The 26109-nt window shown below is 67.8% G+C and carries 24 protein-coding genes and 1 pseudogene; 10 read left to right on the top strand and 15 right to left on the bottom strand.

The window, feature by feature from the left end; translation table 11 throughout:
* From ABD301_RS09240 to ABD301_RS09220, 5 genes and pseudogenes are all read right to left on the bottom strand, one after another.
* A pseudogene (locus ABD301_RS09240) lies at window positions 1–396 on the bottom strand (hypothetical protein); the annotation flags it as partial.
* 132 nt (window positions 397–528) lie between these two features.
* On the bottom strand, window positions 529–873 hold the full coding sequence (locus tag ABD301_RS09235) for a hypothetical protein (protein ID WP_344308921.1): 345 nt from the start codon (window positions 871–873) through the stop codon (window positions 529–531).
* Window positions 874–1059: 186 nt separating this feature from the next.
* Window positions 1060–1209: a hypothetical protein gene (locus ABD301_RS09230; RefSeq protein WP_344308919.1), complete on the bottom strand. Its 150-nt coding sequence runs from the start codon at window positions 1207–1209 to the stop codon at window positions 1060–1062.
* A gap of 111 nt (window positions 1210–1320) precedes the next feature.
* Window positions 1321–1548 (bottom strand): hypothetical protein, encoded by a 228-nt coding sequence (locus tag ABD301_RS09225; protein WP_163570565.1) that lies wholly within the window; start codon window positions 1546–1548, stop codon window positions 1321–1323.
* Window positions 1529–1759: a hypothetical protein gene (locus tag ABD301_RS09220; protein WP_344308917.1), complete on the bottom strand. Its 231-nt coding sequence runs from the start codon at window positions 1757–1759 to the stop codon at window positions 1529–1531. Before ABD301_RS09220 ends, ABD301_RS09225 begins: the two co-directional genes overlap by 20 nt.
* A 309-nt stretch (window positions 1760–2068) precedes the next feature.
* On the opposite strand from ABD301_RS09220, the gene ABD301_RS09215 reads away from it, so the two are divergent.
* Both ABD301_RS09215 and ABD301_RS09210 read left to right on the top strand, forming a co-directional pair.
* Window positions 2069–2518: a DUF4190 domain-containing protein gene (locus ABD301_RS09215; protein WP_344308915.1), complete on the top strand. Its 450-nt coding sequence runs from the start codon at window positions 2069–2071 to the stop codon at window positions 2516–2518.
* Window positions 2519–2686: 168 nt separating this feature from the next.
* Complete coding sequence (locus ABD301_RS09210) at window positions 2687–3142, top strand: hypothetical protein (RefSeq protein ID WP_279581654.1); 456 nt, start codon at window positions 2687–2689, stop codon at window positions 3140–3142.
* A 78-nt stretch (window positions 3143–3220) separates the two neighbouring features.
* Here ABD301_RS09210 and ABD301_RS09205 read toward each other — a convergent pair whose 3' ends face one another.
* The 5 genes from ABD301_RS09205 to icmB form a co-directional block, all read right to left on the bottom strand.
* Complete coding sequence (locus ABD301_RS09205) at window positions 3221–4687, bottom strand: cell division protein PerM (protein WP_344308914.1); 1467 nt, start codon at window positions 4685–4687, stop codon at window positions 3221–3223.
* A 179-nt stretch (window positions 4688–4866) separates the two neighbouring features.
* Window positions 4867–5748: a succinate--CoA ligase subunit alpha gene (sucD, locus tag ABD301_RS09200; RefSeq protein WP_163570576.1), complete on the bottom strand. Its 882-nt coding sequence runs from the start codon at window positions 5746–5748 to the stop codon at window positions 4867–4869.
* A 3-nt stretch (window positions 5749–5751) separates the two neighbouring features.
* Window positions 5752–6918, bottom strand: coding sequence for an ADP-forming succinate--CoA ligase subunit beta (gene sucC / locus ABD301_RS09195; protein ID WP_344308911.1), 1167 nt, complete (start codon window positions 6916–6918; stop codon window positions 5752–5754).
* Window positions 6919–7114: 196 nt separating this feature from the next.
* On the bottom strand, window positions 7115–8410 hold the full coding sequence (locus tag ABD301_RS09190) for a hypothetical protein (RefSeq protein WP_344308908.1): 1296 nt from the start codon (window positions 8408–8410) through the stop codon (window positions 7115–7117).
* A 70-nt stretch (window positions 8411–8480) separates the two neighbouring features.
* Entirely contained in the window at window positions 8481–8891 is a 411-nt protein-coding gene (gene icmB, locus ABD301_RS09185; protein ID WP_344308906.1) for a coenzyme B12-dependent isobutyryl CoA mutase small subunit, read from the bottom strand.
* A gap of 429 nt (window positions 8892–9320) precedes the next feature.
* Between icmB and ABD301_RS09180 the strand changes: the two genes are divergently transcribed.
* Window positions 9321–10007 (top strand): M23 family metallopeptidase, encoded by a 687-nt coding sequence (locus ABD301_RS09180; RefSeq protein WP_344308904.1) that lies wholly within the window; start codon window positions 9321–9323, stop codon window positions 10005–10007.
* Between the two features lie 162 nt (window positions 10008–10169).
* Here ABD301_RS09180 and ABD301_RS09175 read toward each other — a convergent pair whose 3' ends face one another.
* A complete protein-coding gene (locus tag ABD301_RS09175) occupies window positions 10170–10613 on the bottom strand; it encodes an HIT family protein (RefSeq protein ID WP_279581655.1) in 444 nt (147 codons plus the stop codon).
* Entirely contained in the window at window positions 10610–13027 is a 2418-nt protein-coding gene (gene pcrA, locus ABD301_RS09170) for a DNA helicase PcrA (RefSeq protein WP_344308901.1), read from the bottom strand. The genes ABD301_RS09175 and pcrA overlap by 4 nt, the downstream gene beginning before the upstream one ends.
* A 296-nt stretch (window positions 13028–13323) precedes the next feature.
* Between pcrA and ABD301_RS09165 the strand changes: the two genes are divergently transcribed.
* Genes ABD301_RS09165 through ABD301_RS09155 form a run of 3 tightly spaced genes read left to right on the top strand, consistent with a single transcriptional unit; the run spans window position 13324 to window position 15562 of the window.
* A complete protein-coding gene (locus ABD301_RS09165) occupies window positions 13324–13596 on the top strand; it encodes a chorismate mutase (protein ID WP_279581656.1) in 273 nt (90 codons plus the stop codon).
* Window positions 13597–13651: 55 nt separating this feature from the next.
* Window positions 13652–14386, top strand: coding sequence for a PIG-L family deacetylase (locus ABD301_RS09160; RefSeq protein ID WP_163570668.1), 735 nt, complete (start codon window positions 13652–13654; stop codon window positions 14384–14386).
* Between the two features lie 3 nt (window positions 14387–14389).
* Window positions 14390–15562, top strand: coding sequence for an ROK family transcriptional regulator (locus tag ABD301_RS09155; protein WP_344308895.1), 1173 nt, complete (start codon window positions 14390–14392; stop codon window positions 15560–15562).
* 39 nt (window positions 15563–15601) lie between these two features.
* Here the strand turns inward: ABD301_RS09155 and ABD301_RS09150 are convergent, their stop codons facing one another.
* On the bottom strand, window positions 15602–15814 hold the full coding sequence (locus ABD301_RS09150) for a hypothetical protein (RefSeq protein WP_163570594.1): 213 nt from the start codon (window positions 15812–15814) through the stop codon (window positions 15602–15604).
* A gap of 748 nt (window positions 15815–16562) precedes the next feature.
* A complete protein-coding gene (locus ABD301_RS09145) occupies window positions 16563–17726 on the bottom strand; it encodes a macrolide family glycosyltransferase (RefSeq protein WP_163570597.1) in 1164 nt (387 codons plus the stop codon).
* Window positions 17727–17963: 237 nt separating this feature from the next.
* Here ABD301_RS09145 and ABD301_RS09140 point away from each other — a divergent pair, with 237 nt between their 5' ends.
* A complete protein-coding gene (locus ABD301_RS09140; protein ID WP_344308891.1) occupies window positions 17964–20243 on the top strand; it encodes a glycoside hydrolase family 3 N-terminal domain-containing protein in 2280 nt (759 codons plus the stop codon).
* Window positions 20244–20529: 286 nt separating this feature from the next.
* Window positions 20530–21978, top strand: coding sequence for a M36 family metallopeptidase (locus ABD301_RS09135; RefSeq protein ID WP_344308889.1), 1449 nt, complete (start codon window positions 20530–20532; stop codon window positions 21976–21978).
* A gap of 543 nt (window positions 21979–22521) precedes the next feature.
* Here the strand turns inward: ABD301_RS09135 and ABD301_RS09130 are convergent.
* A complete protein-coding gene (locus ABD301_RS09130; RefSeq protein ID WP_344308887.1) occupies window positions 22522–23781 on the bottom strand; it encodes a DUF222 domain-containing protein in 1260 nt (419 codons plus the stop codon).
* A 632-nt stretch (window positions 23782–24413) separates the two neighbouring features.
* Here ABD301_RS09130 and ABD301_RS09125 point away from each other — a divergent pair.
* Both ABD301_RS09125 and ABD301_RS09120 read left to right on the top strand, forming a co-directional pair.
* Window positions 24414–25031, top strand: coding sequence for a LicD family protein (locus ABD301_RS09125; protein ID WP_344308885.1), 618 nt, complete (start codon window positions 24414–24416; stop codon window positions 25029–25031).
* Window positions 25028–26107: a tetratricopeptide repeat protein gene (locus ABD301_RS09120; RefSeq protein ID WP_344308883.1), complete on the top strand. Its 1080-nt coding sequence runs from the start codon at window positions 25028–25030 to the stop codon at window positions 26105–26107. Before ABD301_RS09125 ends, ABD301_RS09120 begins: the two co-directional genes overlap by 4 nt.
* The last annotated feature ends 2 nt before the right edge of the window (window positions 26108–26109 follow it).

The following is a 26109-nucleotide window of genomic DNA, read 5'->3' as shown; positions in this document are numbered from 1 at the left end:
ACGCGTCGAAGGGACCTCAGAGAGCATGACCGATCCGAACTCGCCGACACCGGATTCACCCCGGTCCGAGCAGTCGGTACCCCCGGCCACGCCGCCGTCCTCGTCCGCACCAACCTCCGACCAGCCGACCACCGTGCCACCGGCCGCTGCCACTCCCGCTCCGGCAGCTTCCGCGGATCTGGATCTGGAGACCGTTGTTCCGGCTGGTACGCCCGAAGCCGAGACCGCGGCCGTACCAGTGCCATCGACCACGGCGACCAACGAGACCGCCGGTGCGCCGCAGGACACGGCAGCCAAGAGCGCGGAGCGGCCTTCTCCGCCAACTGCCAGCAGCCCGCCCCCGGCCGCGCGCCCACAACCGGCAAGCGCCGAGACCGTACAGATTTCGCGGCCCACCCCACCGCCCCCACCTGCGTCCCAGACCCCACCCACGGCTCCGGCTCCGGCTCCGGCTCCGGCTCCGGCTCCGGCTCGACCGGACCAGACGGCATCGGCCGGGGGAACCGCACCGCCAGCCACACCGGCCTCTTACAACGACCCGACCGAACAGATCACGCTGCCCGTCGCCAACGCCGACGGCACGTACAACGGCCCGACCGAGCAGATCACGTTGCCGGTCGCCAACGCCGACGGCACGTACGACGATCCGACCGAGCTGATCGCACTGCCGGACGTCCCTGTCGCCGACCTGCCAACGGCCGACGCTGGGACCGCTACGCCGGGCGACAAAACCACCAGCGCCGCCGAGCCACCCACAGCGCCGCCAGCACCAGCGCCCAAGCCCAGCTCGCCACCCCCGCCGGTGGCAGCGCCCATCCCGGCACGTACGCCCGCCACCCCGCCGGCCCGGCCGCGTCCCAGGCCCACTCCCACCCCGCCGCCACCAGCCGAAACACCGGTACCGCAGGCTGATCCCGCGGCTCCGCCGAGCCCACCGGCCAGCACTGCGCCGCAGCCCGACCCCACGCGACCGCCGGGCCCCTCACAGGGCGGTCCGGCGCCACAACCGACTCCACCGGCGGCCGCACCGCCAACCGCCCCTGCGCAGTCCGCTCCAGGTCAGACGCCGGCCGCAGCGCAGCCCAGCGCTCCAGCGCAGCCCGGCTCGACCGAGACACCGGACGCATCGCCACCCCCGCCGACCACGCCACCGCAGAGCCCGACGCCGGCACCAGCGCCGCAGAGCCCTGCCCCAAGGCTGCCCAGCACGCCCGTCCAGCCGAGTGCGGCCGAAGCGACGGCACCCTCAGCGCCGGCGCCAGCTGAGAACGCGCCGGATGCAGCAGGTCCGCCATCGTGGCAAGCTCCGGCGCCGGCCGCTCAGCTGCCGTCCTCGCAGCCAACGCCGGAGCAGCCCCAGCCGGTGCCCGGAACAGCGCCGCCGCCCACCGCGGCAACACCATCGCAGCAGTCGGGGGCGACACAGCAGCCTTCGTCCACCCCGGCAGCACCGCAGGGCCAGCCAGCGGCAGCGGCGCAGCCGTCGCCGTCCGCGCCACCCCAGGCGACACCACCGCCGGACGAGCCATCACGAACCCCACCGGCCACCCCATCGCCTGGTCGATCGGCACAGCCGCCGGCGGTCGGACCGCCCGAGGGCCAACAACCGCAGGCAGCTCCACCGCCCCCAGCGCCGGGACAGCAGCCGGCGGCCCCAGCGCCAGGGCAGCAGCCGCCGGAGATACCAGCCGTACCCTCCCAGGGCCCTCAACCGGCGCCGCCGCAGGTCACCCAGCCGGGGAGTGTTCCGCCGGCGCAACCGACGACCGCACTGCCGGCTCGCCCGGGTACGTCGGCCGCACCACCAGTCGCGCCGGTGCGACCGCCCCCTCCACCTCCGCCGGTATCAGCGCCTCCGGCGCCCGGTCGACCGGTCTCCGGACTACCGGTGTCTGGACTTCCGGTGTCTGGCCAGCCAGTGTCTGGACTTCCGGTCTCTGGCCAGCCAGTCTCTGGTCGCCCCGGCACTGTTTATCCAGTATCTGGCTACCCGGTATCCGGGCCGCCAGTCTCCGGAATTCCCACCTCCGCCCAGCCGGTGTCCGGGCACCCGGTGTCCGGACAACCGGTGTCGGGGCGTCCCGCGTACGGGCATCCGGCGTCCGGGTCCGCGACCGTACGCACGGCGCCGGCCTGGCCGGCCACACCGCCGTTCACGCAGCCGGCCCAGCCGCGGCCGGTGGCCGTACCAACCGCGGCCGGTTCGGCCGGGCTGGGCATCCTCGCGCTGCTCCTTGGGATCGCCGGCCTGTTGCTCAGCTGCTTCTTCAGCGGCTTCTACCTCGGCATCCCGGCCCTCATCGTGGGAGTCATCGGCGTACGGCTGGTGGCCGACGGCCGCGCGCGCGGCCGCGGGATGGCGTTGACCGGGGTCATTCTCGGCGCCTGCGCGGTGCTGGTCAGCACTGGTGCGCTGATCGCGGCAATCGCCCTTTGGAACAGCCCAATGGGCAAATGCGCGCTCAACGCCGGCGACAACTCGCGGAAAGTGCATCAATGCGTGAGTCAGAACAGGTGATTCTGGCGGGGTGCGGTTACGCTGTGTCCTCGCTGGTGTAGCCGCATGCGACAGGCCCAGCCCGTCGCGACAGGCCGTCATAGACAACCTGTACGCTGCGCAGCGGTAAAGCGATAACTGACGGTCGATCGGCAAGGTCACCGTCTAGACCGCCAAGGAGTTCTCGAAATGGCATACGGCCAGGGCCAGGATCCATACGGCCAGCAGCCAGGCGGCTACGGCCAACAGCCGCAACAGCCGGGTGGCTACGGCCAACCGCCGCAGTCAGGTGGCGGTGGCTATGGCGGCCAGCCCCCCTACTCCGGTGGTGGCGGCTACGGCGGTGGCGGCGGGGGTCTTCCGAACGGCCCGACCGGCGAGGTCAGCGTCGGCCAGCTCGTGCTGTCGTTCATTCTCTGCTGGCCGTTCTTCATCGCGGTGATCATCGCCAACAACCGGGGCAAGGACCTGCTCTCGCGCGGTGACTCCGCCGGCGCCTCGGTCGAGTTCGCGAGCGCGCACAAGTGGAAGAAGATCGGCTACATCGTGGGTGGCTGTCTCTGGGGTCTCAGCTGCATCTGCACGATCATCAGCGTCATTATCCAGATCACCGCGCTGAGCGCTATCCCGACCAGCGGTTACTAAATCTCAAGAGACTTCCAAGCCTCAAGCCAAAGGCGCCGCCGGAGACCGCGAGGTCCGGCGGCGCCTTTTGCTGTTCCGTCAGGCCTGCGGAATCTCGGTGTCCGCGGTGGGCTCGACACCCTCGGGGTGCTCAACCATCGCGGCCTCGACAACCGTGGGCTCAAGCTGCGTCGACTGAGCGAGCGTGGGCTCGGCCGGCTCTTCGGCTTCGACCGACTGGATGGGCTCGGTGGGCTGGACCGGCTGGACCGGTTCGGTGGGCTGCTCCGCGGAGTCCGCTGAATCAACCGGGTCAGCTTCGGGTTTCTCGCTGCGGGAGCCTGCCCACCGGCGCAGCGCCCAGTCGCGCGCGTACTCAAAGCCGACCAACCCGACCGCGCCGAGCGCAACCTCCAGCCCACCAATGACACCGACGTGCCACCCGGACGGCCCGACTTCGGCCAACCGGGCCGACCCGAGCGGGCCACCGGCCGCCAGCGCCGCCGCTGCGAGCAAAACGCCAGCCACCAGACCGGTCAGCGCGGCTGACGCGAACCGCGGCACCGTCGCGGCACCCGGATGGGATCGGCGGACCATCAATGCGGCACCGACACCGGCCGCCACCGGCAGGGCCAGCAGCGCGTACGCCGGCCATGGCGCCGCTGCCGCCGGGATGCCACCGAGCAGCGGTACGGCCGGCAGCGGACCCAGCGCGACACCGGACAGACCGACGTGGGTGCCCGCGCCCACCGCAAACCCGGGTCCGAGCACGTACGACGCGCCCCAGATCGCCACCGTCGGTACGTACAAAACGCAGACTACCCAGAGACCGATCACGCCGATCGGCCCGTCGTCCAGGCCAGCCATCAGCGTGACCGTACGCTGCCAGTTCAGCACCATCCCGGCGGCCGCGACGACCGCTCCGGCGCCGAGCACCGCGACCGCGGCGGCGGTGCCGGCCCGGACCACCGAGAGCATCGGCGCCGGGAATCTGCGGAGCAGGTCGCGGCGGATGTCCGGCACCCGCAGCACGCCGATCGCGCTGCCCAGCAGGCCCAGCGCCGCCACCGCGCTGACCGCCGGCAACACCGGCACCTGCGCCGGGCTGCCGAGCACCGCCACCGCGGCGACCGCGCCGACCACCGTGTAGCAACTGGCCACCGCCGCGACGACCTGAGCGCCCATCGCGAGCCCGTTGGCGCCGACCGCGCGGGCCGCGTTGGCGCCGGCCCGGACCACCTGCCAGCCGGCCATCCCGGTCACCAGCAGCGGGGCGAGGCCTACCAACACGCCGCCGACCTGCAATGTCGCGCCGTGCGCGAGCAGCCACACGCCGATGCCGACCCGGAAGGCGTCGACCGCGCGCGACCCGTTCGAGGAATCCGCCACCCAGACCAGCAGGATCACCGCGACCAACGGGCCCATGCCGGTGAGTACGGCCCATCCGGTCGTACTCACCGCGGCCAGCCACAACGGCACCGGCCGCCGCTCAGGGTCGGGTTTGGGGATCTCGCCGGTCGTACGTGGGCCCGAAGCGGCCGCTCCCGGCTCCAGCAGGTCGGTCACTCGATCCACTCTGACAGCCGTACGCGCCGAAGATCGCCCGGACACGCCGGTCCCTACTACGTACGGGACTGGGCCTGTGGACAAATGCTGCCATCGGAATCCGGCTGCGCAGCCGGTCGCGTACGACAAGCGGGTCCCGGCGACATGGTTCTGTTGCCGGGAGCCGCTGAAAAGCCGAACTACTTGACGCGATCGCGGAGCAGCCGGGCCGTCTCGCTCGGCGTCTTGCCGACGGTCACGCCGGCCGCCTCCAGGGCGTCCTTCTTGGCCTGGGCGGTGCCGGACGAGCCGGACACGATCGCGCCCGCGTGGCCCATCGTCTTGCCTTCGGGAGCGGTGAAACCGGCCACGTAGCCGACGACCGGCTTGGTGATGTGCTCCTTGATGTACGCGGCGGCACGCTCCTCGGCGTCGCCGCCGATCTCGCCGATCATCACGATCGCGGAGGTCTCCGGGTCGTCCTCGAAGGCCTGCAGCGCGTCGATGTGGGTGGTCCCGATGACCGGGTCACCGCCGATGCCCACGGCCGTCGAGAAGCCGATGTCCCGCAGCTCGTACATCATCTGGTACGTCAGGGTGCCCGACTTGGAGACCAACCCGATCGAGCCGGGCCCGGTGATGTCGGCCGGGATGATGCCCGCGTTGGACTTGCCGGGGCTCGCGATGCCGGGACAGTTCGGGCCGATCACCCGGGTCTTGTTGCCGGTCGCGACAGCGTGCGCCCACGCGGTGGCGGAGTCGTGCACCGGGATGCCCTCGGTGATGACCACCGCGAGTCCGATGCCGGCGTCGATGGCCTCCAGCATCGCGCTCTTGGCGAAAGCCGGCGGCACGAAGATCACCGTGGTGTCCGCACCGGTCTCGGCCATCGCGTCGGCGACGGTGCCGAAGACCGGCAGCGAGCTGCCGTCGAAGTCCACCTTCTGGCCGGCCTTGCGCGGGTTGACGCCACCGACCACGGTGGTGCCGGCGCGCAGCATCCGCGGGGTGTGCTTCATCCCCTCCGAGCCGGTCATCCCCTGGACGATGACTTTGCTGTTCTCATTCAGGAAAATCGCCATGACCTAGGCTCCCACTGCCGCAAGCTCGGCGGCCTTGGCGGCCGCGTCGTCCATCGTGTCCACCAGCGTCACCAGTGGATGCGCGGCCTCGGTGAGGATCCGGCGCCCTTCCACCACGTTGTTGCCGTCGAGCCGTACGACCAGGGGCTTGGTCGCCTCGGCGCCGAGAATCTTGAGTGCGGCCACGATCCCGTCGGCGACCGCGTCGCAGGCGGTGATGCCGCCGAAAACGTTCACGAAGACGCTGCGTACGTCCGCGTCACCGAGCACCACCGACAGCCCGTTGGCCATCACCTCTGCTGACGCGCCGCCGCCGATGTCCAGGAAGTTCGCCGGCTTGACGCCGTGTTTCTCGCCCGCGTACGCGACCACGTCCAAGGTGGACATCACCAGGCCGGCGCCGTTGCCGATGATCCCGACCTCTCCGTCCAGCTTGACGTAGTTCAGGTTCAGCGCCTTGGCCTTGGCCTCCAGCGGGTCCGCCGACGCGGAGTCTTCCAGCGCCGCGTGGTCGGCCTGCCGGAACTCGGCGTTGTCGTCGAGGGTGACCTTGCCGTCCAGCGCGAGGACCTTGCCGTCCTTTGTCTTGACCAGCGGGTTCACCTCGACCAAGGTGGCGTCCTCGGTGGTGAAGACCTCCCAGAGTTTCACCAGCACATGCGCGATCGGGTCGATCAGCTCGGCGGGGAACTTCGCGGCCTGCGCGATCTCACGTGCCTTCGCCTCGTCGACGCCCTCGATCGCGCTGATCGGGATCCGCGCGAGCGCTTCGGGCTTGGTCGCCGCGACCACCTCGATCTCCACGCCGCCCTCGACGCTGGCCATCGCCAGGAAAGTGCGGTTGGAGCGATCGAGCAGGAACGACACGTAGTATTCCTCGGCGATCTCCGCGCTCTGCGCGATGAGCACCCGGTGCACGGTGTGGCCCTTGATGTCCATCCCGAGGATCTGGCCGGCCTTCTCGGCCGCGTCAGCCGGGTCGCTGGCCAGCTTCACCCCGCCGGCCTTGCCCCGGCCACCGACCTTCACCTGCGCTTTGACGACCACGTGCCCGCCGAACCTCTCGGCGATCTCGCGCGCCTGCTCGGCGGTGTCCGCGACCGCCCCGTCCAGCACCGGGACGCCATGCTTGGCGAACAGGTCCCGCGCCTGGTATTCGTACAGATCCACTGCCGTACCGCCTCGTCTTCTCGCCGGTGACAGGCCCGTACAAGTGGGGTGTACGGACTGTTCCGGAGACTATCGACCCGGCGTGACCTGCTCGACACGTGACCACCCTCGTGTGGCCGATCGCACTCAGCCACAGGTCTTTGGCCACCCGTCGCCTTGGCCGCTTCGGGCGGCCCTGGTACGTCGAAAATGGTTCTCAGTGCGAGTGAGGCGGGTCGACTGGCCGAGCCCAGTCGTCCACTGGCGGTGCGTACGAGCCGGGCGCCGACTGCGCAGCGATGGGTTCGATAGTGCGGGCGTCGACTGGCCGCTGGGCGGGTGCTGTGGGGTAGCGCATCAGGGTCGCGGGAGGCGGGGCGAAAACTGGCGTCCGGCCGCCGGACAGGTGGTGCAGTCGGGCCTGCAGACCCGGCAGATACTCCGCGCCACGCGCGTCCACGCCCCGCCACCGCGCGCCGGAAACGTCGATGCGCACCTGGCCAGACGGGCCGGCGCCGGGCAACCTGCGGCCGTACGCGCCGAGCACCAGGCTGACCGTCGGCCCGGACCTGCGCTCGCCGATCCAGCCAATGTCGGCCCAGCGGCAGTGCCGCAGCGGCGACCGGCGGCCCCCGAGATAGGACCGATACCAGACGCCGGTCTCGTCAGCGGCGAAAACGGCGGTCGGGAGCGGCGAGCCGCGCCGGACCGCGACCGTCGCCGCGGTCACCACGACAGTCACGACCAAGCAGGCGACTACCAGAAACCCGATTCTTGGCAGCATGACCGGGTCGACCAGCGACAGCAGACCTACTCCGCCACCGAAGAACAGGGCGCCGAACAGGATGGCGCCGCCGGCCATCAGCGGACCGCGATTTCCGGTGAAGCGCGCCATCAAGACCACTGGAAAGTCGCGACGCGGAAGGTCCGTCACAGGTTGTTGCTCGTACGCATCGGTCACCAGCGGCTTCGCACTGAGCTGACCGCCCCTGAGTGCTCCCAACGCTGCGTGCCAGGCGGGGCCATAACGAAGCGGAATCCCATCCCACCGCACACCGGCGACCGGAATGACCAGCCTCGACGGAGTCGTGGAGGTTTCCACCACGAAGACCCGCCGGCCGTACCAACGCGCTCCCAGGTCCGTGGACGTGACAGCCGACCAGGGCAGCCACGAGACGCTGACCGAGAGCAGCCACCGGCGCTGCCGCCACCAGATCCCGTGCGAGTCGGCGCCGAAGATCGGCCCGATCGGCCATCGACGCCGCCAGAGCCCCCGCCCCAGCGCCATCAGCACGACGGCGGCCACGATCACCACCCGCGGCAAGATGCTTGCTATCCCATAAAACAGAGCGTCTGCCGCCCCGGTCCACAGGAACTGGCTCACCACCAACACGACCGCCACCGTCAGCGCGATCCCCGAACTTCGGCCCCCGAAAGGCCGGATCCGGGTCAGCACCACCGGCAGGTCGGATGGAAGGTCGGTGCGGTCGACTTGTTTCCCCGAGACAGCCATAGTCCACTCCTTATGGACCATGAATTGTCCCGCTACGCACTGCCGAACCACTGCCGTCGCGACAAAAGGGTCAGGCGGGGGCCGGTGAGGCGACGTTCGCCCTTACCCACTCGACGATCTCGGTCATAGTGGCCGCACCCGGCGTGAAGATCTTGGCCACTCCGAGCCGCTGCAGCTCGGCGATGTCCCCGTCCGGGATGATCCCGCCGCCGAACACCACCACGTCGTCCGCGCCGCGCTCCTTCAGCAGATCCGTCACCTTGGTGAACAGCGTCATGTGCGCACCCGACAGGACGGACAGCCCGACCGCGTCCGCGTCCTCCTGGATCACCGTCTCGACGATCTGCTCGGGCGTCTGGTGCAGGCCGGTGTAGATGACTTCCATCCCGGCGTCACGCAGCGCCCGCGCGACCACCTTCGCTCCCCGGTCGTGCCCGTCCAGCCCCGGCTTGGCGACCACCACCCGGATCCGTCCGGCCATCGCGAACCTCCCAGCTCGTTCTTCCGGTCAGCTTAATGCCTCTGGCCGCACCCTTAACGGTCGTTCAACGCAACGATGTGCGACTAATGGCGTTGGCCACATTCGGCAACGCCGCGTGCGTACGTACGAGTGCGTTCTTACCATCGGCCATACGCCCGCCGCATGGCCGATGATCATCGCTCGAATGGCCGCCCCGACGTGCTGATATCGCAGGTCACGACGTGAATTTTCGGACACGCCGACAGGGGCGCGGGGCGCCCGAAAAAGTGGGTGCTAGGGTCGGCCAGTGCCGAGACAGAGCATCGGCAGCGCGACTTCCCCCGGCTCAGACGGTTAACTCCGCGGTGCCGCGCGTGAAAAGGCCAGGCTGGCAGCTGTAACACCGGCCGGGCGTGGAACGAAGGGTGTCACGTGCACCATCGCAAACCCATGGCACGTCATCACGGCCGCCACCGCGCGACCATTGACACCCGCAGTCGGTACGCGATCGTTGTGACCAGCGCCGTTGTCGGTGCTGGCGTGGTCGCGTTCAGTGCCGGTGGCGCACTTCCGGCCATTGCCAACATCACCGCCTCCGGTCCGCCCGGCGTCGACGTGCACCAGAACAGCACCGCGTCCTCCAGTGTCAGCTCAGCGAACGCCCGCGGCAACGACCGCGCCTCCCGTTCGCAGGCTCGTACGGCAGCTCCCAAGCCGAAGTCGAGTGTCACCTGGCTGAAGCCAGCGCAGGGCCCGTTGAGTTCGCTCTTCGGTATCCGCTGGGGCGTCCTGCACGCCGGCGTCGACATCGCCGCGCCGTACGGTTCCCAGGTCCACGCCTCCAATGACGGTGTGGTGAGCATCGCCCGCTGGTATGGCGGCTACGGCAACCTGGTCGAGATCGACCACGGCAACGGCGTGAAGACTCGCTACGGGCACAACTCCAAGCTGCTGGTGCACGAAGGCCAGAAGGTGACCGCCGGCGAGGTCATCTCGCTGGTCGGCAGCACCGGCGACTCGACCGGCCCGCACTGCCACTTCGAGGTCCGGATCGACGACAAGGCAGTCGACCCGATGCCCTGGATGAAGGCCCGCGGCCTGGACCTCGCCAAGGACGGCGAGGACAGCAACCTCTAGCCCGCCGTCGCTTCCCATGCGGCAGGTTTACCCCTTCGGGTACGCCTCAAACGCCAGCGAATCCTGGTAGCTCTCGCCGCGATCCGACCGACGTCCGGTGAGTACGCCTCCGCCACCCGGATCGGTGGACCCAGGGCTGACGCGTTCCGGACGTACGAGCGGCTAGCGGAGACGGCGGCTTAGACCTGCCGCGAGAGCGTCCATGTCGGCTTCGGAAACCTGCAGGTCGGGGGCCACTCCGAGGCGCGCGAAAATCTTCGGACCCACCTGGGTGGATGGCAGGTCCGGCAGCCGCGGCACCAGGTGGAAGTGGACATGGCTGAAGCCGGCCGCCTCGGCGAACTGCACGACATATGTCTTGGAGCAGCCCAGCTCGGCGTGCAAGGCACGGGAAACCCGCACTTGCCAGCTGCCCAGCGCGGCGGCCTCGTCGTCGGTGAGTTCGGCGACCGTGGTCACGTGCCGGCGCGGAAGCAGCACGAGCCAGCCGGGCAGCGAGGACGTAATGACGTGCGCGACCCGCCAGTGGTCGTCGTACGCGATCCGCTCGCGCGGCGGCGCGGTCGCCAGCCCAGCTTCCTGGGCGCAGGTGTAGCAGTCGATCAAATCTTCTCCAGCGGGGCGAACCGCAGCAGCAGCCATTTCCTCCCGATGTTCGAACCGAAGTCGACCTCGGCCTGCTGCTTCTCAGCGACGCCCCGCAGCCCGACGACGGTGCCCATCCCGAAGCTGTCGTGGGTGACCCGGTCGCCGACATCGAGCACCGGAACCTCCCGACCTCCAGGGCCGGCCGAGGCCGCTCTGGACCGGGTCGGGCGAGAATACGTTGAGGTCATGCCCCGGTTCGCGAGCTTCTCCTGGGCGCTGCTGCCGTTCCACCGGGACCGCTCGGCCCGGCTCGGTTCCTCCCGGTCCACGTTGATCAGCGAGGCCGGGATCTCCTCCAGGAACCGCGAGGGCGGGTTGTACTGCGGCTGGCCCCACGCCGTACGAGTGAAGGCGCGGGACAGGTAGAGCCGGGACTGGGCGCGGGTGATGCCGACATACGCCAGCCGGCGCTCCTCCTCCAGCTCCTTCGCGTCGCCGAGCGAGCGCAGGTGCGGGAAGACGCCGTCCTCCAGGCCAGTCAGGAACACCACCGGGAATTCCAGGCCCTTCGCGGTGTGCAGCGTCATCAAAGTGACCATGCCGGCCTTGCGGCCGGACTCACCATCCTCCGGCGCGTCCGGCACCGAGTCGGCGTCCGCGACCAGCGCCACCTGCTCGAGGAACCCGGCCAGCGTGATCGGATCGCCGGCGGCGGCCGCCCGGTCGGCGAACTCGCGGGCCACGCTGACCAGTTCCTGCAGGTTTTCCACCCGGGACTCGTCCTGCGGGTCGGTGCTCGCCTCCAGCTCGCTGATATAGCCGGTCGAGCCAAGCAGTTCCTCCAGCAGCTCAGCCGGCGCCTCGGTCTCCACTTTGGCTCGTACGTTGGACATCACCGCGGTGAACTCGGCGATCGCGTTGATCGCGCGGGTCGAGATGCCCGGCGCCTGCGCGGCTTTTTCCAGCGCCGCGCCAAAAGAGATCCGTTCCCGGTCGGCGAGCGCGGCCACGCAGGCCTCCGCACGATCGCCGATGCCCCGCTTGGGCACATTCAGGATGCGCCGAACGCTCACCGTGTCGTCCGGATTGGACAGCGCCCGCAAATAGGCCAGCGCGTCCCGGACTTCCTTGCGCTCGTAGAACCGCACCCCGCCGACCACTTTGTACGGCAACCCGACCCGGATGAAGATTTCCTCGAAAACCCGGGACTGTGCGTTCGTACGGTAGAAAATCGCCACGTCGCCGGGCCGCGTCTGGTCCGCGTCGCACAGCCGGTCCACCTCGCCGGCCACCCAGGCCGCCTCGTCGTGTTCGTTGTCCGCCACGTAAAGCCGGATCTTCTCGCCATCACCGGAATCCGACCAGAGGTTTTTTGGCTTGCGCTCGGTGTTCCGGGTGATGACCTCGTTGGCCGCGGAAAGGATTGTCTGAGTGGAGCGGTAATTCTGCTCCAGCAGGATTGTCCGGGCATTCGGGTAATCCCGCTCGAATTCCATGATGTTGCGAATACTGGCCCCACGGAACGCATAAATGGACTGGTCCGCGTCACCGACCACGCAGAGCTCGGCCGGCGGCAGGTCCTCCTCGTCGGACTCGGTGGCTTGCGGGCGTACCAGATCGCCGTCGACCGTGCGCTTTTCGGGCATCCCACCGACCAACTCGCGGATCAACGCGTACTGCGCGTGGTTGGTGTCCTGATATTCGTCCACCATCACGTGCCGGAACCGCCGCCGGTAGTGCTCGGCGACCGCCGGGAAGGCGCGCAGCATGTTGACCGTGGTCATGATCAGGTCGTCGAAGTCCATCGCGTGCGCCTCGGCCAGCCGGCGCTGATAGGCCGTGTAGGCCTCGGCCAGCGCGCGGTCCGCGGCACCGGCCGCCCGGGCCGAGAACTCCGCCGGGTCGACCAGCTCGTTCTTCAGGTTGCTGACCTTGCCGGTCAACGCCCGAGCCGGATACTGCTTGGGATCCAGATCCAGCTCGCGGGCCACCAACGTCATCAGCCGCCGGGAATCATCGGCGTCATAGATGGAAAAACTGCTCTTCATGCCGATCGTCTTGGCTTCCGCGCGCAGGATCCGCACGCACGCGGAGTGGAACGTCGACACCCACATCACCCGGGCCCGATTGCCGACCAGCCCGCTGACCCGCTCCTTCATCTCGCCGGCGGCCTTGTTGGTGAAGGTGATCGCGAGAATCTGACCGGGGTGCACATTGCGGGCGGCCAGCAGATAGGCGATCCGGTGAGTAAGGACCCGGGTCTTGCCGGACCCAGCGCCGGCCACGATCAGCAGCGGACTGCCGGCGTGCGTGACCGCGGCCGACTGGGCGTCATTCAGCCCCTCCAGCAGACGGTCAGGATCCAGCCCGCCGCGACGCCGCTTCGCGGGCTGTTCACCGGCGGGTACCTGAACGTCGAAAAGGGTACTCATCGTGCCCCAGTGTAGGCGCCGACGCTGAACACACGTTCGACCGGCGCCGGGTGTTTCGTCCCTAGCGCCACAGCGCTGCTGGGGTGGATCTTGAAGTGTGGGACGACGGTTCCACAAACGGCCATCGCCGTGGCAGACTAGCGGCATGCACTCGCAGCACACCCGATTTTTCTACGGCGTCCGAGCCTCGGCCGCCGTGGACTGATCGCGCTACCCAGACCACTCGCCCCGAGCTGACAGCCGGGGCTTTTTTCATGTCCGAGGCTGGCAGCCGGAACCTCACCCCAGGAGCAACCGTGACCACCCAGCCCACCACCACCGCCACGCCGGATGACCAGATCGGCGAGTGGCGCGTACGCATCGACGAGATCGACGCCGCGATCATCGAGCTCTGGAACGAGCGATCCCGGATCTCTGGCGAGGTCGGCAAGGCCCGCCGCGCGGCCGGCGGCCCCCGGCTGGTGTTGTCCCGCGAACAGCGGATCCTGGAGCGCTACCGCAGGGGCCTCGGCGCCATCGGCGTACGAGTGGCCATGCTCGTGCTGGAATCAGGCCGCGGCCCGCTGTAACCACGCCACGTCGTTACCTTCGGCAGGGGTGGTGAGCCCCAGTACGCTCGGCGACATGACATATCCGCCATCGATCACGCCGGCTGACGACATCAGCAGGGTGCTCGCGATCGCCGCCCACCCCGACGACCTCGACTTCGGCGCCGCCGGCACCGTCGCGCAGTGGACCAAAGCCGGCGTCGAGGTGACCTATTGCCTGGTCACTCGCGGTGATGCCGGTGGTTTCGACGACACCCCACGGACCGAGATCCCGCGGATCCGGGAGGCCGAGCAGCGCGCCGCGGCGGCCGCTGTCGGGGTCACCGACGTGCGGTTCCTGGACGGCTATATGGACGGTGCCGTCTACGTCACGCACGAGCTGCGCCGGGACCTCAGCCGGGTGATCCGGCAGGTCCGCCCGGAACGGGTGTTGGCGCCGGCGATCGAGCGCGACTACTCCCGGCTCGGCACCGCCCACCCGGACCACAAGGCGGTCGGCGAGGCCGCCTTCGCGGCGATTTTTCCGGACGCCCGCAACGCTTTCGCGCATCCGGAGCTGCTCGCCGAGGGTCTGCAGCCGTGGACGGTCAGCGAACTGTGGCTGATGGACGCTCCCGGTCCGGATTTCGGGGTGGACATCACCGACGCCATGGACGCGAAGATCGCCGCTTTACGGTCACACGTCTCGCAAATGGCCGACCCGGACGCGATGGAAGCCCGGATCCGGCGGTATTCGACCACCCGCGCCGCCGATTTCGGGCTCGGGCCAGGCCGGCAGGCCGAGTCCTTCATCGTCCTGCGCACCGGCTGACCGATGGCCGGCATCCCCGCGTCGACGGCGTCGCTGCGGGCCGCCAACACCCGACGTGTGCTGGAGGCGCTGCGCCGCGGGCCAGCCAGCCAAGCTGACCTGGCCCGGCGGACGGGGCTGTCCCCGGCGACCGTGTCGGCGATCGTACGTACCCTCACCGCGGCCGGATCCGTGCAGGTCAGCGTGGCGACCAGCAACGGCCGGCGAGCGAACCGGGTGCGCCTGGGCGGCGGTCCGCTGGCCGCCGGCATCGACGTCGACCACCGGCACCTGCGGGTCGTGGTCGGTACGAGCGGTGGCAGCGGCGGTCCGGTGTTGGCCGAGCGGGCCGTCCGGCTGGCCACCGACCTGACCGCCGCAGCCGGCTTGGACACCGCGATCCGGCTGCTGGACGACGCGCTGACCAGCATCAACGCTAGTCGCGACGAACTCGCGGCGGTCGCCGTCGGGCTGCCGGCGCCAGTGGACCTGCGGACCGGCCTGGTCGGCTCGTCGTCGATCCTGCCGGCGTGGGTGGGCGTACGGGCCGAGGACGCGCTGCGGGAGCGGCTCGATCTGCCGGTGGTAGTGGACAACGACTCGAACCTCGGCGCGCTTGGCGAGATGACCTGGGGCGCCAGCGTCGGGCGCCGGGATTCGGCCTATATCAAGGCATCCACCGGCATCGGCGCCGGCCTGGTGATCGCCGGCGAGCTGTTCCGCGGCCGGGCCGGTACCGCCGGCGAGATCGGCCACACCACCATTGACGAGAACGGGCCGATCTGCCGCTGCGGCAACCGTGGCTGCCTGGAAATGCTGGCCGGCGTACCAATTTTGCTGCGGTTGCTGGAACAGGCCTACGGGCGGCCGATGACGTTGCCGGCGGCGATCTCGCGGGCCCGGGCCGGGGACGCTGGCTGCGCGCGCGTGTTGGCCGACGCCGGCCGGCACATCGGGGTCGCCATCGCCAACCTCGCCAACCTGCTCAATCCGGAGGTCATTGTGGTCGGCGGCGAGCTCGTCGAGGCCGGCGACATGCTGCTGGATCCGATGCGTACGGTCCTTCGGCGCTATGCCATTCCCAGCGCCGCCTCCACCGCCGAGGTGGTACCGGCCGCGCTGGGCGAGCGGGCCGAAGCCCTCGGCGCCCTCGCGCTGGCCCTGGACAAGGCCGAACACCTCACGTACGAAGGCTAAACCGCCGCCGGGTTTTTCGTCGTGTCGACGACAAAAACGTCAAGCTCGCGGAAGGTCGTCGTCCGGGTGGGGGCTGGCGATGAGGGTGGCGGCGATGTTGACCGCGACCCGTTGCAAGCCCAGGAGCTGCCGCGGCTCGTCGGTGGCCCGTCCAGGGCGCAGGCCCGGATAGCCGACAGGTCGCGGGCCGCTCAGCTGGATCCGGGAACCCCGGGCAATCGGGGTGTCGCGAGGGATCCGTTCGTACGCCATCACAAAAGTATGACAACCAAGACCAGTCCGGCCTACCGGCCAGCGGGGACACATCCCTCGCCCCAACGGGCACACCTTCGGCCACCCCCTACCCCGCCGCACCCCATTTCTGGAACGATCCCGCATCCCAACTTCAATGGGACCGTCACGTTCACAACCAAGTTGACCAACTTCGACGGAACCAGCCCGTGTTCTCACCCCGTGCGGGACAGCACGGTTAAACCACAGTTGGCGCACTTCGACGGGACCCAGCCCCGTCCGGCGCCATCGGCCGCCAGGCCGACGTTGTCGCCCCTCCGGCAGGGGCGTCGGTCCTCAGACCCTGCGGTTTTTGCAGGGTCTGAGGACCGGCTCTCGTAGCCGTAGTCGACGGCGCCCGCGCCGAAGGCGCCAGAAATACAGGGCGGATCGGCAGTAAGCACGAGAAAACCCCACCCCGACACCGCCCTTTGGTGTCGGGGTGGGGTTTTCTCATGCCTGGTAGACGAGACGACGCACCCTCACAGCAAACGCCCTTAACCAGGACGCTCACCTCCGCAGCAAACAACGCCCTTAACCAAGGCGCTCACCTCCGCAGCAAACACCGCCCTAGCCAAGGCCACCGTTTCGCAACAGTCAGAGTTGATACGAGCGACAACACCACTCAACACAAGCCGCGACTCGACGCAGTCCCCCTCAGCCGACTCGGATGCCGGGGACGCAGCCCAAGAGAAAGCCCAAGAGAAAATCCAAAAGAAAATGCAAAAGACTACCGAGCCTCCACCAAATCCGCCGCCTCCACCGCGCCACCGGCTTTTGCGATGATGGCTTGCATTTCGTCCAGTCGGGTGCGGATGCCGCGGTCGGCGGCGACGTCGTCCACGGCCGTACGCAGCATGGTGGCGGTGATGTCGTCGGTGACGAGGCGGCGGCCCAGGCCGAGTTCTTCGACGCGCTCGGCGTTGGCTTGTTGTTCTGGCTGTTGCGGCACCGCGACCAGCGGTACGCCGTAGAGCAGCGATTCCATTGTCGAGTTCATGCCGGTGTGCGAAAGGAAAGCATCGGCGTGCTGCAGGACAAGGGTCTGCGGGAAGGTTGGGCGTACGTCGAAGTTCGCTGGCAAGTCACCAAGAAGCGCCGGGTCGACGCCTCCGGTGGCCATCGCGACCTGCCACTTGCCGTCGCCGAAGGCTGCCACGCACATCTGGAAGAAATCGGGGCGGTTGTTGAAAACTGTGCCGAGCGAGATGAACAGCAGTGGCCGGCCCTGGGTCGGTGGCTGCCAGTCGCCGCGGTCCGGCCGCTGGCCAACCAACGGCCCGACGAACCTGAACCGGTCGTCGAAGGTGTCGCCGGCCGGCTGGAACTCGCGCGGGATGAAGACGATCGTACGGTCCGACGGCGGCCCGGCCACCGGGTGCGGGAGGGCGGCGAGGCCCAGCTCGGTGGCGAGTTCGCCCAGCTCCGCCATCATCTGCTCCCTGGTGGCCTCGTCGACCACCGGCAGCATCCTGTTGAACAGCGAAAAATGTTCGTTGGCGGCGAAAACCGGGACGAGCGTGATGTCTGGTACGGCCAGTTTCTCGGCGAGGACACGGCCCAGCAGCGTGCTGATGTCGAAGCAGACGGCGTCCGGCCGGTCCCGCTCGAACCGTTCCATCAGGACCGGGTAGCTGGCCCGGGTTTCGGCGATCAGGTGGCGGATCCGGCCGAGCACCATCTCCGGCCCGAAGGTCAATGCGCCGCCCGCGTCGACGCCGCCCCACACCGTCGGGACCAGGGTCGCGCCGGCCGCTTCGACTTCGACGCGGCGCTTGGCGTCGGTCACGTAGCTGACCCGGTGACCGCGGTCGACCAGCTCACGCACCAGCGGGAGGGTCGGGTTGAGGTGCCCGGACGCGGACACGCTGGTGAAAAGGTAGTGCTTGGACATATGTACGCCTTCCACGGTGAATTTTGCCTCCGTGCGGAGCCTATGGACGCCAGGGCAATAATTCAACCCCTGATGAATTAATGTCCGCAGATCTTGCCCGAACGGAAACTACGTTCAGGACTCGAACGAAAAAACCGACATTAGGCCCGATTTTTCGTCAGGTATTGACGTAACCTAGATCACTGTTGCAGAGTCCGGTCGCCCAGTGCACACATCTTCATTCGCGGGAGAGACCCGATGCCGAGCAAATTTGGGTTACCGAAAAGACGCCTGCTCCTGCCCGCCGCGGTGTCCGCGCTGGCGCTGGTCGGAGCCGGGTTCGCGGCCGGCGGCGGGAGCAGCGCGACCGCCGCCCCGGTGGCGTACACAGACGCCAAGGCTCCGGTCGCGGCGCGCGTCGCGGACCTGCTGCACAAGATGACGCTGCCCGAGAAGGTCGGCCAGATGGTCCAGATCCGGGTCGGCAAGCTGCGCGGGAACTGCGACTACAACAACGGGCCGCTGGTCGACTCGTGCCTGGCCGACGTGCTGGTGACCAACCACGCCGGATCGATCCTGTCAGGTGGCGGGGACGGCGCTTTCCCCGATAACAGCCCGCAAAACTGGGCCGACACGATCAACGGCATCCAGCATTACACGCTGACACACAACCGGCTGCCCATCCCGATCATCTACGGCGCGGACGGGGTGCACGGGCACAACGACGTGGCCGGGGCGACGATTTTCCCGCACCAGATCGGCGTCGGCGCGACCTGGGACCCGACGCTGGCCCGCCAGCTCGGAGTTTCCACCGCGAACGCGATGGTCGCCACCGGCGTGAACTGGGATTTCGCGCCTGTCTCAGACGTTTCCCGGGACGCTCGCTGGGGTCGCTACTACGAAACGTATTCGGAAGACCCGTATTTGGCTGGCGCGCTGGCCGCCAGTACGGTCACCGGCCTGCAGTCCAGCGGGCAACTCACCGCCACCGCCAAGCACTTCGCCGGCTATTCCGAACCGCAAAGCGGCCACGACCGTACGCCGGCACAGCTCCCGGTCCGCTACCTGCAGGACATTTTCCTGCCGTCCTTCGCCGCCCAAATAAACGCGGGCGTGGACGTGGCGATGCCGGATTCCGGTTCCGTTAACGGCATTCCGGTGCATTCCTCGAAATACATGCTGACCACCCAACTGCGGGACCGGCTCGGGTTCACCGGTGTGGTGTGCAGCGACTGGAATGACATCGCGCAACTGCAAAGCAGCTATCACCTGGTTTCCACGTACCCGCAGGCGATAGCACTGGCGGTCAACGCCGGCGTCGACATGGCGATGGAACCGGCGGACGCGCACGCCTTCACCTCCGGGCTCCTCGCGGACGTGCAGTCCGGCGCGGTCAGCCGGGCCCGGATCGACCAGGCGGTCGGCCGCATCCTGACCCTGAAATTCAAGCTCGGCCTTTTCGAGCACCCGTACGTGGATGCCAGTACGGCCAACAAAACCGTCGACAACGCCGACCGGCCACTGGCCCGTACCGCAGCGACCGAGTCGATTGTGTTGCTGCGCAACCAGAACAACGTGCTTCCGCTGAACCCGGCGACCTCCAAGATCGTGCTCACCGGTGACAGCGCGGACAACCTCTCCCAGCAGATGGGTGGTTGGACGATCGGCTGGCAGGGCGTGCCGGACGACAACTCCCCCAAGCCGCCGGTGGTGACACCGTTGCAGGCGATGAAAGAAGTCGCCGGCGATCGGATCACGTACGCGCCAACTGCCTCCGACGCGGTCAGCAAAGCCAGTGGCGCGGACGCGGTTGTCGTGGTGCTGGGTGAAAAAGCCGGCGCGGAAGGGCCCGGGGACGTACGTGACCCGGCTTTCACCCCGGCCCAGCAGCAACTGGTGGATTCGTTGCAGGCAACCGGAAAGCCGGTGATCGTGGTGCTGATGACCGGCCGGCCGCGGGCGCTGGGCTCGATCGCCGACGCGAACGCGATCCTGCAGTCGTGGCTGCCTGGCACCGAGGGCGGGCACGCGGTTTCCGACGTGCTTTTCGGTACCGCCAACCCCAGCGGCAAGCTGCCGGTGTCGTGGCCGAAGGTCGCCAGCGACGAGCCGATGTCGTATCAGACGCTGCCAGCCAACGGAACGAACACGTACGACCCGGCCTATCCCTTCGGTTTTGGCTTGTCGTACACCACATTCACCACCTCCGGCCTCGCGGTGACACCGACGATTTCGCGCCATGGCACGGCAACCGCGAGCGTGACCGTCAGCAACACCGGGTCCCGAGCCGGCACCGCGGTGATCCCGCTTTACCTGCATCGGCCGGTCAGTCCGGTGCTGATGCCGAACAAGCAGCTGGTCGGCTTCGCGCGGGTGACGCTCGCGGCCGGCGCATCGCAAACGGTGACCGTCCCGATCGCAGCCAAACAGCTCGCGGTCACGCCCGGGGACGTGGACGGCGGTGCGGTGCCCACCGTGCTGCCCGGCGGCTACCAGGTCATGACCGACACGCAGACCGTCGACTTCACCGTACGGTAACCAAGAATCTCCCAACTCCGGTGCCGGCCATCCGCTCAACCCGGGTGGCCGGCGCCGGGCACCACTCACCGACCTGATCCCGGCGAGCGGGGACTTCCCATCCCCGCCGCCACCAGAGGGCCCTCTTCTCCTGCGCACACCCCGGTCCCGCCGGCGTCACGCCCGCGACGCCGTCCGGATCGGGCAGGAGAAGAGGGCCTTCACCTTAAGAGTCATTTATGTGCCTTTACTACCCCTGTGGTTTAGGTAGGGTGCGAATACTTGTTCGCATCCGAGAGGAAACCGCATGCGTCCACCCGTTGTCCGCCGGAGAGTGCGCTCAGTCGCGCTCGTCGCGGCGCTGGCCACCTCGACCCTGGTCGCGTCCGGGCTGCCGGCGGCGGCCGCCCCGGCCACCGCCGACGGCCTCAGCCTTATCCAGACGCGTACGTCCCTGCTGGGCACCCACGAGTGGTTCCAGCAGACGTACAAAGGCCTGCCGGTCGTCAACGGCTGGTACGCCAAACATCTGGACCGCTCCGGGCGGGTGTCCTCAGTGACCGACGCGCGCAAGCAGGTGCCGTCGAACGTGACCACCAGCGCGACCGTGCCGGCCGCTCAGGCAGCCCAGACCGCACAGGCCGCGGCGACGAAATTTGCTCGTGCCGTCAACAAAACAGGCGGTCGTACGGACGCCACCCAAACCGCGGTCTCCACCAAGCTGGGCGTCATTGGCGGCGCCGGCTCGCGGTTGGTCTGGCAGGTCACCAGCCGGGGCGCCGGCGGCAGCATCGAAACGCTGGTCGACGCCACCACCAAGCAGACGCTGAAAGTCAGTCCGCTGTCGGACAACTATGACGCGATCGGCCAGGTGTTCGACCCGAACCCGGTGGTAGCGCTGGAAAACGAATCGCTGACCGACCAGGACGACGCCGACTACCCGGCGATTCAGAAGGCGTACAAGTTCAAGCTGCTGACCGATCTGACCGACCCGACGCACCTGGTCGGCAAATGGGCGAAAATCGTCAACACCGACGCGGTCAGCTCCAAGACGCACTTGTTCAACTTCAAGCGCAACCAGCCCGGATTCGAGCAGGTTTCGGCGTACTACGCGGTCACCGTGGCCCAGCGTTACATCCGCAGCCTCGGCCTGACCGACGTCAACGCCGAGCCGCAGGACCTCCTGACTGACGGCATTCCGGACGACAACTCGTTCTACGACCCGAGCACCGACCAGATCACCACCGGCACCGGCGGCGTCGACGACGCCGAGGACCTCGAGGTCGTGCAGCACGAATACGGCCACGCCGTCCAGGACGACCAGGTGCCCGGTTTTGGTGCCAGCGAAGAGGCCGGCGCGATCGGCGAAGGCTTCGGCGACTACCTGGCCGGCACCCTTTCGCTGCCCAACGGCAAGGGTTTCGACCCCGCGTGCCTGATGGACTGGGACTCCACCTCGTACACCGACGCCCCACACTGCATTCGGCGCCTGGACACCAAAAAGACGACCGACGACAAGACCGGCGAGGTCCACGACGACGGCGAGATCTGGTCGGCCGCGCTGTGGGAGATCAACCGCACCCTGGGCCGCCAGAAGGCCGACAAGCTCATCATCCAGTCCCAGTTCTACTACGCCCCCGACACCTCTTTCGCCGCCGCCGCCAACAACGTCGTCGCCACCGCGAGGGCCTTGTACGGCCAACAAACCGCCGCCAAAATCCGGCCCTTCTTCGTCAAACGCAAAATCCTCACGTAGCTCGGGTTTGTGGAGTGCGCCCTGGTTAAGAGCAGTGTGCACTGCGGAAGCGAGAACACTCGTTAAAAGCGGTGTGACTGCAGAGATGAGCGCCCTGGTTAAAGCCGTGACTGCGAGGGTGCGGCGTCTCGTCTACCAGCCACAAGAAAACCCCGCCCCGCCACCAAAGACCGGTGGTGGGGCGGGGTTTTCTTGTGGCTACTGCCGATGCGCCCTGTGTTTCTGGCGCCTGGCGGAAGAGCATTTTGATGGTGTGGGAGGTTGCTTGACCTGGCTTCTCCACCACCGGGGTCTGGCCTGTCGGGCCCAGGTGGTGCCGCTGTGACAGTCCGATCGAATCGGCGCATCGTTGTCGAAATGCATCACAGAACCCGCTTCTTCGCGGCCTTGACGATCGCCGGATGCTCCACTTCAACAACCGCATCCGGCCCACCATCGTCGGAAAGCCCACTATGACATCCCCGTCTTGGCAGTAGACGTGCTTGACCCAGCGACTCTCGCTGGATGTGGTGAACCCGGGATCACCGGGCGCCCTTCCAACCGCTAGAACGGTGGTGGTGGGTATTCGTCGTTGGGGGTGACGTCGTACGTTCGACCGGTGGGGCTGGTCCAAAGGAAATGGCCCGGCGTCGGTTGGGTGACGGTCCAGCCGTGTTCTTTGATGTCGTTGTGGAATTTGCATGCCGGTCCGGCGCTGTCGTACGCGGTCTTCCCTGCTGGATCACGAAAGGGAATGGTGTGGTCGAACTCGCAGGTCGCCGCCGGCCGGTTGCAGGCCGGTCCGCAGCATCGTTGGTCGCGTGCGTTGACCAGGTCGCGTAGCGCTTTGGTAGGGCGGTAGCGTGTACGGCCGTGGTCGATCACGACACCGCTGACGGGGTCGGTGAGGATTCGGTACCATTCGCTGTTTTCGTCGCCGGCGAGTTCGCGGGCGCGTTGCGCGGTCATCGGCCCGTATCCACTCAGGATCGCGGGGTTGTCGTCCAGGCCCATCAACGTGGTGGCGTCGACGCGGAGTTCGATTTTGGTGCGTACGTTGCTCGGCACGCCCAGACAGAGATCGGTGAGGGCGTCGGCGCGTAGCGCGTCCATGGTGCGGGACTCGTCTTTGGTTTTAAGGCTGCGAGCGATCGTATCGATGCGACGGTAGATCGCCTCCGCGGACTCTGCTGGCAGGAAAGCGCCCAGCAGAGCCATCCCGTCTTCGCAAGGCTGCTTTTCCACTCGCCTCTCCGAGACCAGCCTCTTGCGACGCGCTTCGGCAGCGGCTGGGTCGATTTTGATGACCTCCCGGCGGGCCCTGTCCCGGATCGATCGAGGCGTCTTGGAATCGGCGCCGGGTAGCACTTTCTCTTCGACTTTCCGAGCGTCCTCGGGTGAGAGGTGGCCGACCTGGTCCGCGAACGTGAATGCTTTGCGCAAGTCAAGGTGACCGTGGGACATCCCGGCCATGGTGCCGGGGAGTTCGTGGACGAGTTGGTACGCCAAATTCAACCGTTTCTGAGCCGCTGACAGGCTCCAGGTCAGGGATGCGGCGATTTCACCGGCCGCGTATTTGGAGAAGGGTGCGCCCACGGCTGGGCGGGCGTTGGTGAAGCGGTCCATGAACCGCATCTGCATCGCCTGCGTATACGAAATCACCTTATCCAGCGCCTCGACCGCGGCCAGCGCGGTATCAGCGTCGGCCCGGCCGTACCGGTCGAGTTCCTCCAGCATCTGCAGAGGAACCCAGCTCGGTGGCATGGTCCGCCACGGTTGCATGTTTGGGTCGGTGAACTGCGGTCGCCTTCGTTTTCTGCTCATAACCCGATTTTACCGGCCGCTACCGACAGTCGGGGTGCCAGTTTTCGTTTCTGTGGATAAGAAACGGACCACCTAACCCCCTGTGGAAAACCCCTGTTTCAGAGCACGCTCTGGCGCCCGATACTCAACTGCTTGTTTCCTACGAAGCGGTAATGAGGCCCATTCGTCCCCACGTAGTGCCACTGTGAAAATCGGACCTGATCCAGGGCCTCGTCGGGCGACGTACACCACCGAACCGGTCTTCTTTGCTGCCGCGACAGAGGCGGAATATTCGTCGCTCTTCCAGTATCACCAGCCCATCGGCCACGACCGGGAAAGTCCACTACAACACCCCCGCCTAGTAAGACCGACGCCCCTGCCGGAGGGCGACAACATCGACCTGGCGGCCGATGGCGCCGGACGGGGCTGGGTCTTGTACAAAGTTGACCAACTTGATGGTAAAGGGGGCGTGGGGATGACGAAAGTCATCAGTTTGGTGGGGGCTCTTCAAAGTTGTGACAAAAGTGAATTCCAACGTTGCATATTGGCATGTAGCCTCTTTACCGCTCGGCTTTCAGTGCACAGTTATCGGTGAACGGGGTATTTCGGCGTTGGCTCCACAGGAGAATTCGCTTCCGCGGTCCAGTCAGTGGGTGGTGGATCACGTCTATCGGACGCTTGAGGTCGTCGACGACCTGCTGACTTGGCTGGAAGTGCCGTACACGATGCTCGGCGGTACGTTGCTCGGCGCGGTCCGCCATCGCGGTCTCATTCCGTGGGACGACGACGGCGACGTTGGCGCCGGCCACGAGTTCTTCCCGCGAATCCAGCGGTGGGCACCAGATTACCTGCGGGCCCGCGGTTTCGGGGTCAGTCGCGGCACGTTGGCGCATTTCAAGGTCTTTCCGCTGACTGGCCGGCCGTTGGTGTCCGAAGGCCGGCCGCGCTATCCGTTCACCGATATCTTTCCGCTCACTTCGCGCGCGGACGGAACCATGGTCTTCTCCCACGACGGCATGGTTCGGCGGTTTCCCACTCAGTTCTTCCTACCCGGCGAGTACGGCCATTTTCACCGCTATGACTTTGGACCGCTCACGCTGTCCGGGGTCACCGAGCCGACCGCCCGGCGTTACCTGGACGACGCGTACGGGCCGACCTGGCCGACCGAGGCCTACCTCACCTGGGATCACCTGCAGCCGGTGTTAAGGGAAAAACGGGTCGTCAGCGCTGTTGACGTTCCTTGCGCGATGCCGTCGGGGCTGGTGGCATGACCGGCGACGAAGCGCAGGTTCGGAGTCTTTTCCAGCTGGCTACTGAAAAGTACGAGCAGGCCGGCGACTGGATGGCACTCGCGCGGCTGCTGGAGCGGACCGGTCATCGCGATCAGGCGATCGACGTCCTGCTGTCCCGGGCGACGGCCGGCGACCCGAACGCGGCGGTGGAACTGGCCGGTGTCCACGAGCGAGCAGGAGACCTCGGTCAGGCCGAAGACGTTTTGCGGGATTTCGCTGACCATCCAGCGGTCGCCGTCCTACTCGCCGGCTTGTTGGAGCGAGCGGACCGGCTTGACGAAGCCGAGAAATTGTGGTGGCACGCGTTTTCTCTCGATTCCTCGGCCGAGACGTATCCGCCGTTGGTTTGGCGGCTGGATGCGGCTGGACGGCCCAGCGAGGCGATGAGCGTACTACGGAAAATGGTCGCGCTCGGTGACACCACAGCCATGCTGGCCTTGGCTCGACGGCTGAGCCGCGCCGGGTCGGGCGACGAGGCTCGGGAGCTGATCGGCCGGGCCGCCGACCTGGGTGATCCGGCGGCCACGCACGAATGGGCGCGCTGCCTGGAAAACGCCGGCCGGCCGGCCGAGGCAGAGCGGGTGGTGCGCCGCTCACCCGGGCGATGGTGGCGGCTGGCGGCACAGGCGGAGCGGGCCGATGAGCTGGACCGGGCCCAAAAATTCACCGAGCGGGCAGCGGACGCCGGTGACACCGCCTCAATGCACGCTGTTGCGCGGATGTACGAAAGCGCCGGCCACCCCGATGCCGCGAAAGACCAGCTGCGACGGGCCGCGGACGCGGCCGCGTTGCTCGCGCTGGCCGGGCTCGATGACGTCGATCTGCTCGAAGCGGCGGCCGAAACCGGCGACACCGCGGCACGTTATCGTTATGCCGCAGCGGTTTCCGAACACCCTGACCCGGAAGTTTCGTTGCGAAAGCAGGCATTGGCCGGCGACCCGGCAGCTCGCCTGGAGCTGTCCGCGATGCTGGCCACCGCCGGTCGGACCGAAGAGTCTGACCGCGTACGCATCCTGGGCCTGCGGCTCGACGGCAGCACCGCGCGGCCGTGGTGAGC

Origin of the sequence: Fodinicola feengrottensis (genome assembly GCF_039530045.1) — a bacterium.
Taxonomy (GTDB): Bacteria; Actinomycetota; Actinomycetes; order Mycobacteriales; family HKI-0501; genus Fodinicola; species Fodinicola feengrottensis.
Note: the sequence above shows the minus strand (reverse complement) of the source record. Positions and strands in the feature narration are given on the sequence as shown.

Coding starts and splice junctions, on each gene's coding strand:
- ABD301_RS09210 (WP_279581654.1), top strand. CDS start 2,687: ATGGCATACGGCCAGGGCCAGGATCCATACGGCCAGCAGCCAGGCGGC.
- sucD (WP_163570576.1), bottom strand. CDS start 5,748: ATGGCGATTTTCCTGAATGAGAACAGCAAAGTCATCGTCCAGGGGATG.
- ABD301_RS09190 (WP_344308908.1), bottom strand. CDS start 8,410: ATGGCTGTCTCGGGGAAACAAGTCGACCGCACCGACCTTCCATCCGAC.
- icmB (WP_344308906.1), bottom strand. CDS start 8,891: ATGGCCGGACGGATCCGGGTGGTGGTCGCCAAGCCGGGGCTGGACGGG.
- ABD301_RS09180 (WP_344308904.1), top strand. CDS start 9,321: ATGGCACGTCATCACGGCCGCCACCGCGCGACCATTGACACCCGCAGT.
- pcrA (WP_344308901.1), bottom strand. CDS start 13,027: ATGAGTACCCTTTTCGACGTTCAGGTACCCGCCGGTGAACAGCCCGCG.
- ABD301_RS09160 (WP_163570668.1), top strand. CDS start 13,652: ATGACATATCCGCCATCGATCACGCCGGCTGACGACATCAGCAGGGTG.
- ABD301_RS09155 (WP_344308895.1), top strand. CDS start 14,390: ATGGCCGGCATCCCCGCGTCGACGGCGTCGCTGCGGGCCGCCAACACC.
- ABD301_RS09150 (WP_163570594.1), bottom strand. CDS start 15,814: ATGGCGTACGAACGGATCCCTCGCGACACCCCGATTGCCCGGGGTTCC.
- ABD301_RS09145 (WP_163570597.1), bottom strand. CDS start 17,726: ATGTCCAAGCACTACCTTTTCACCAGCGTGTCCGCGTCCGGGCACCTC.
- ABD301_RS09140 (WP_344308891.1), top strand. CDS start 17,964: ATGCCGAGCAAATTTGGGTTACCGAAAAGACGCCTGCTCCTGCCCGCC.
- ABD301_RS09135 (WP_344308889.1), top strand. CDS start 20,530: ATGCGTCCACCCGTTGTCCGCCGGAGAGTGCGCTCAGTCGCGCTCGTC.
- ABD301_RS09130 (WP_344308887.1), bottom strand. CDS start 23,781: ATGAGCAGAAAACGAAGGCGACCGCAGTTCACCGACCCAAACATGCAA.
- ABD301_RS09120 (WP_344308883.1), top strand. CDS start 25,028: ATGACCGGCGACGAAGCGCAGGTTCGGAGTCTTTTCCAGCTGGCTACT.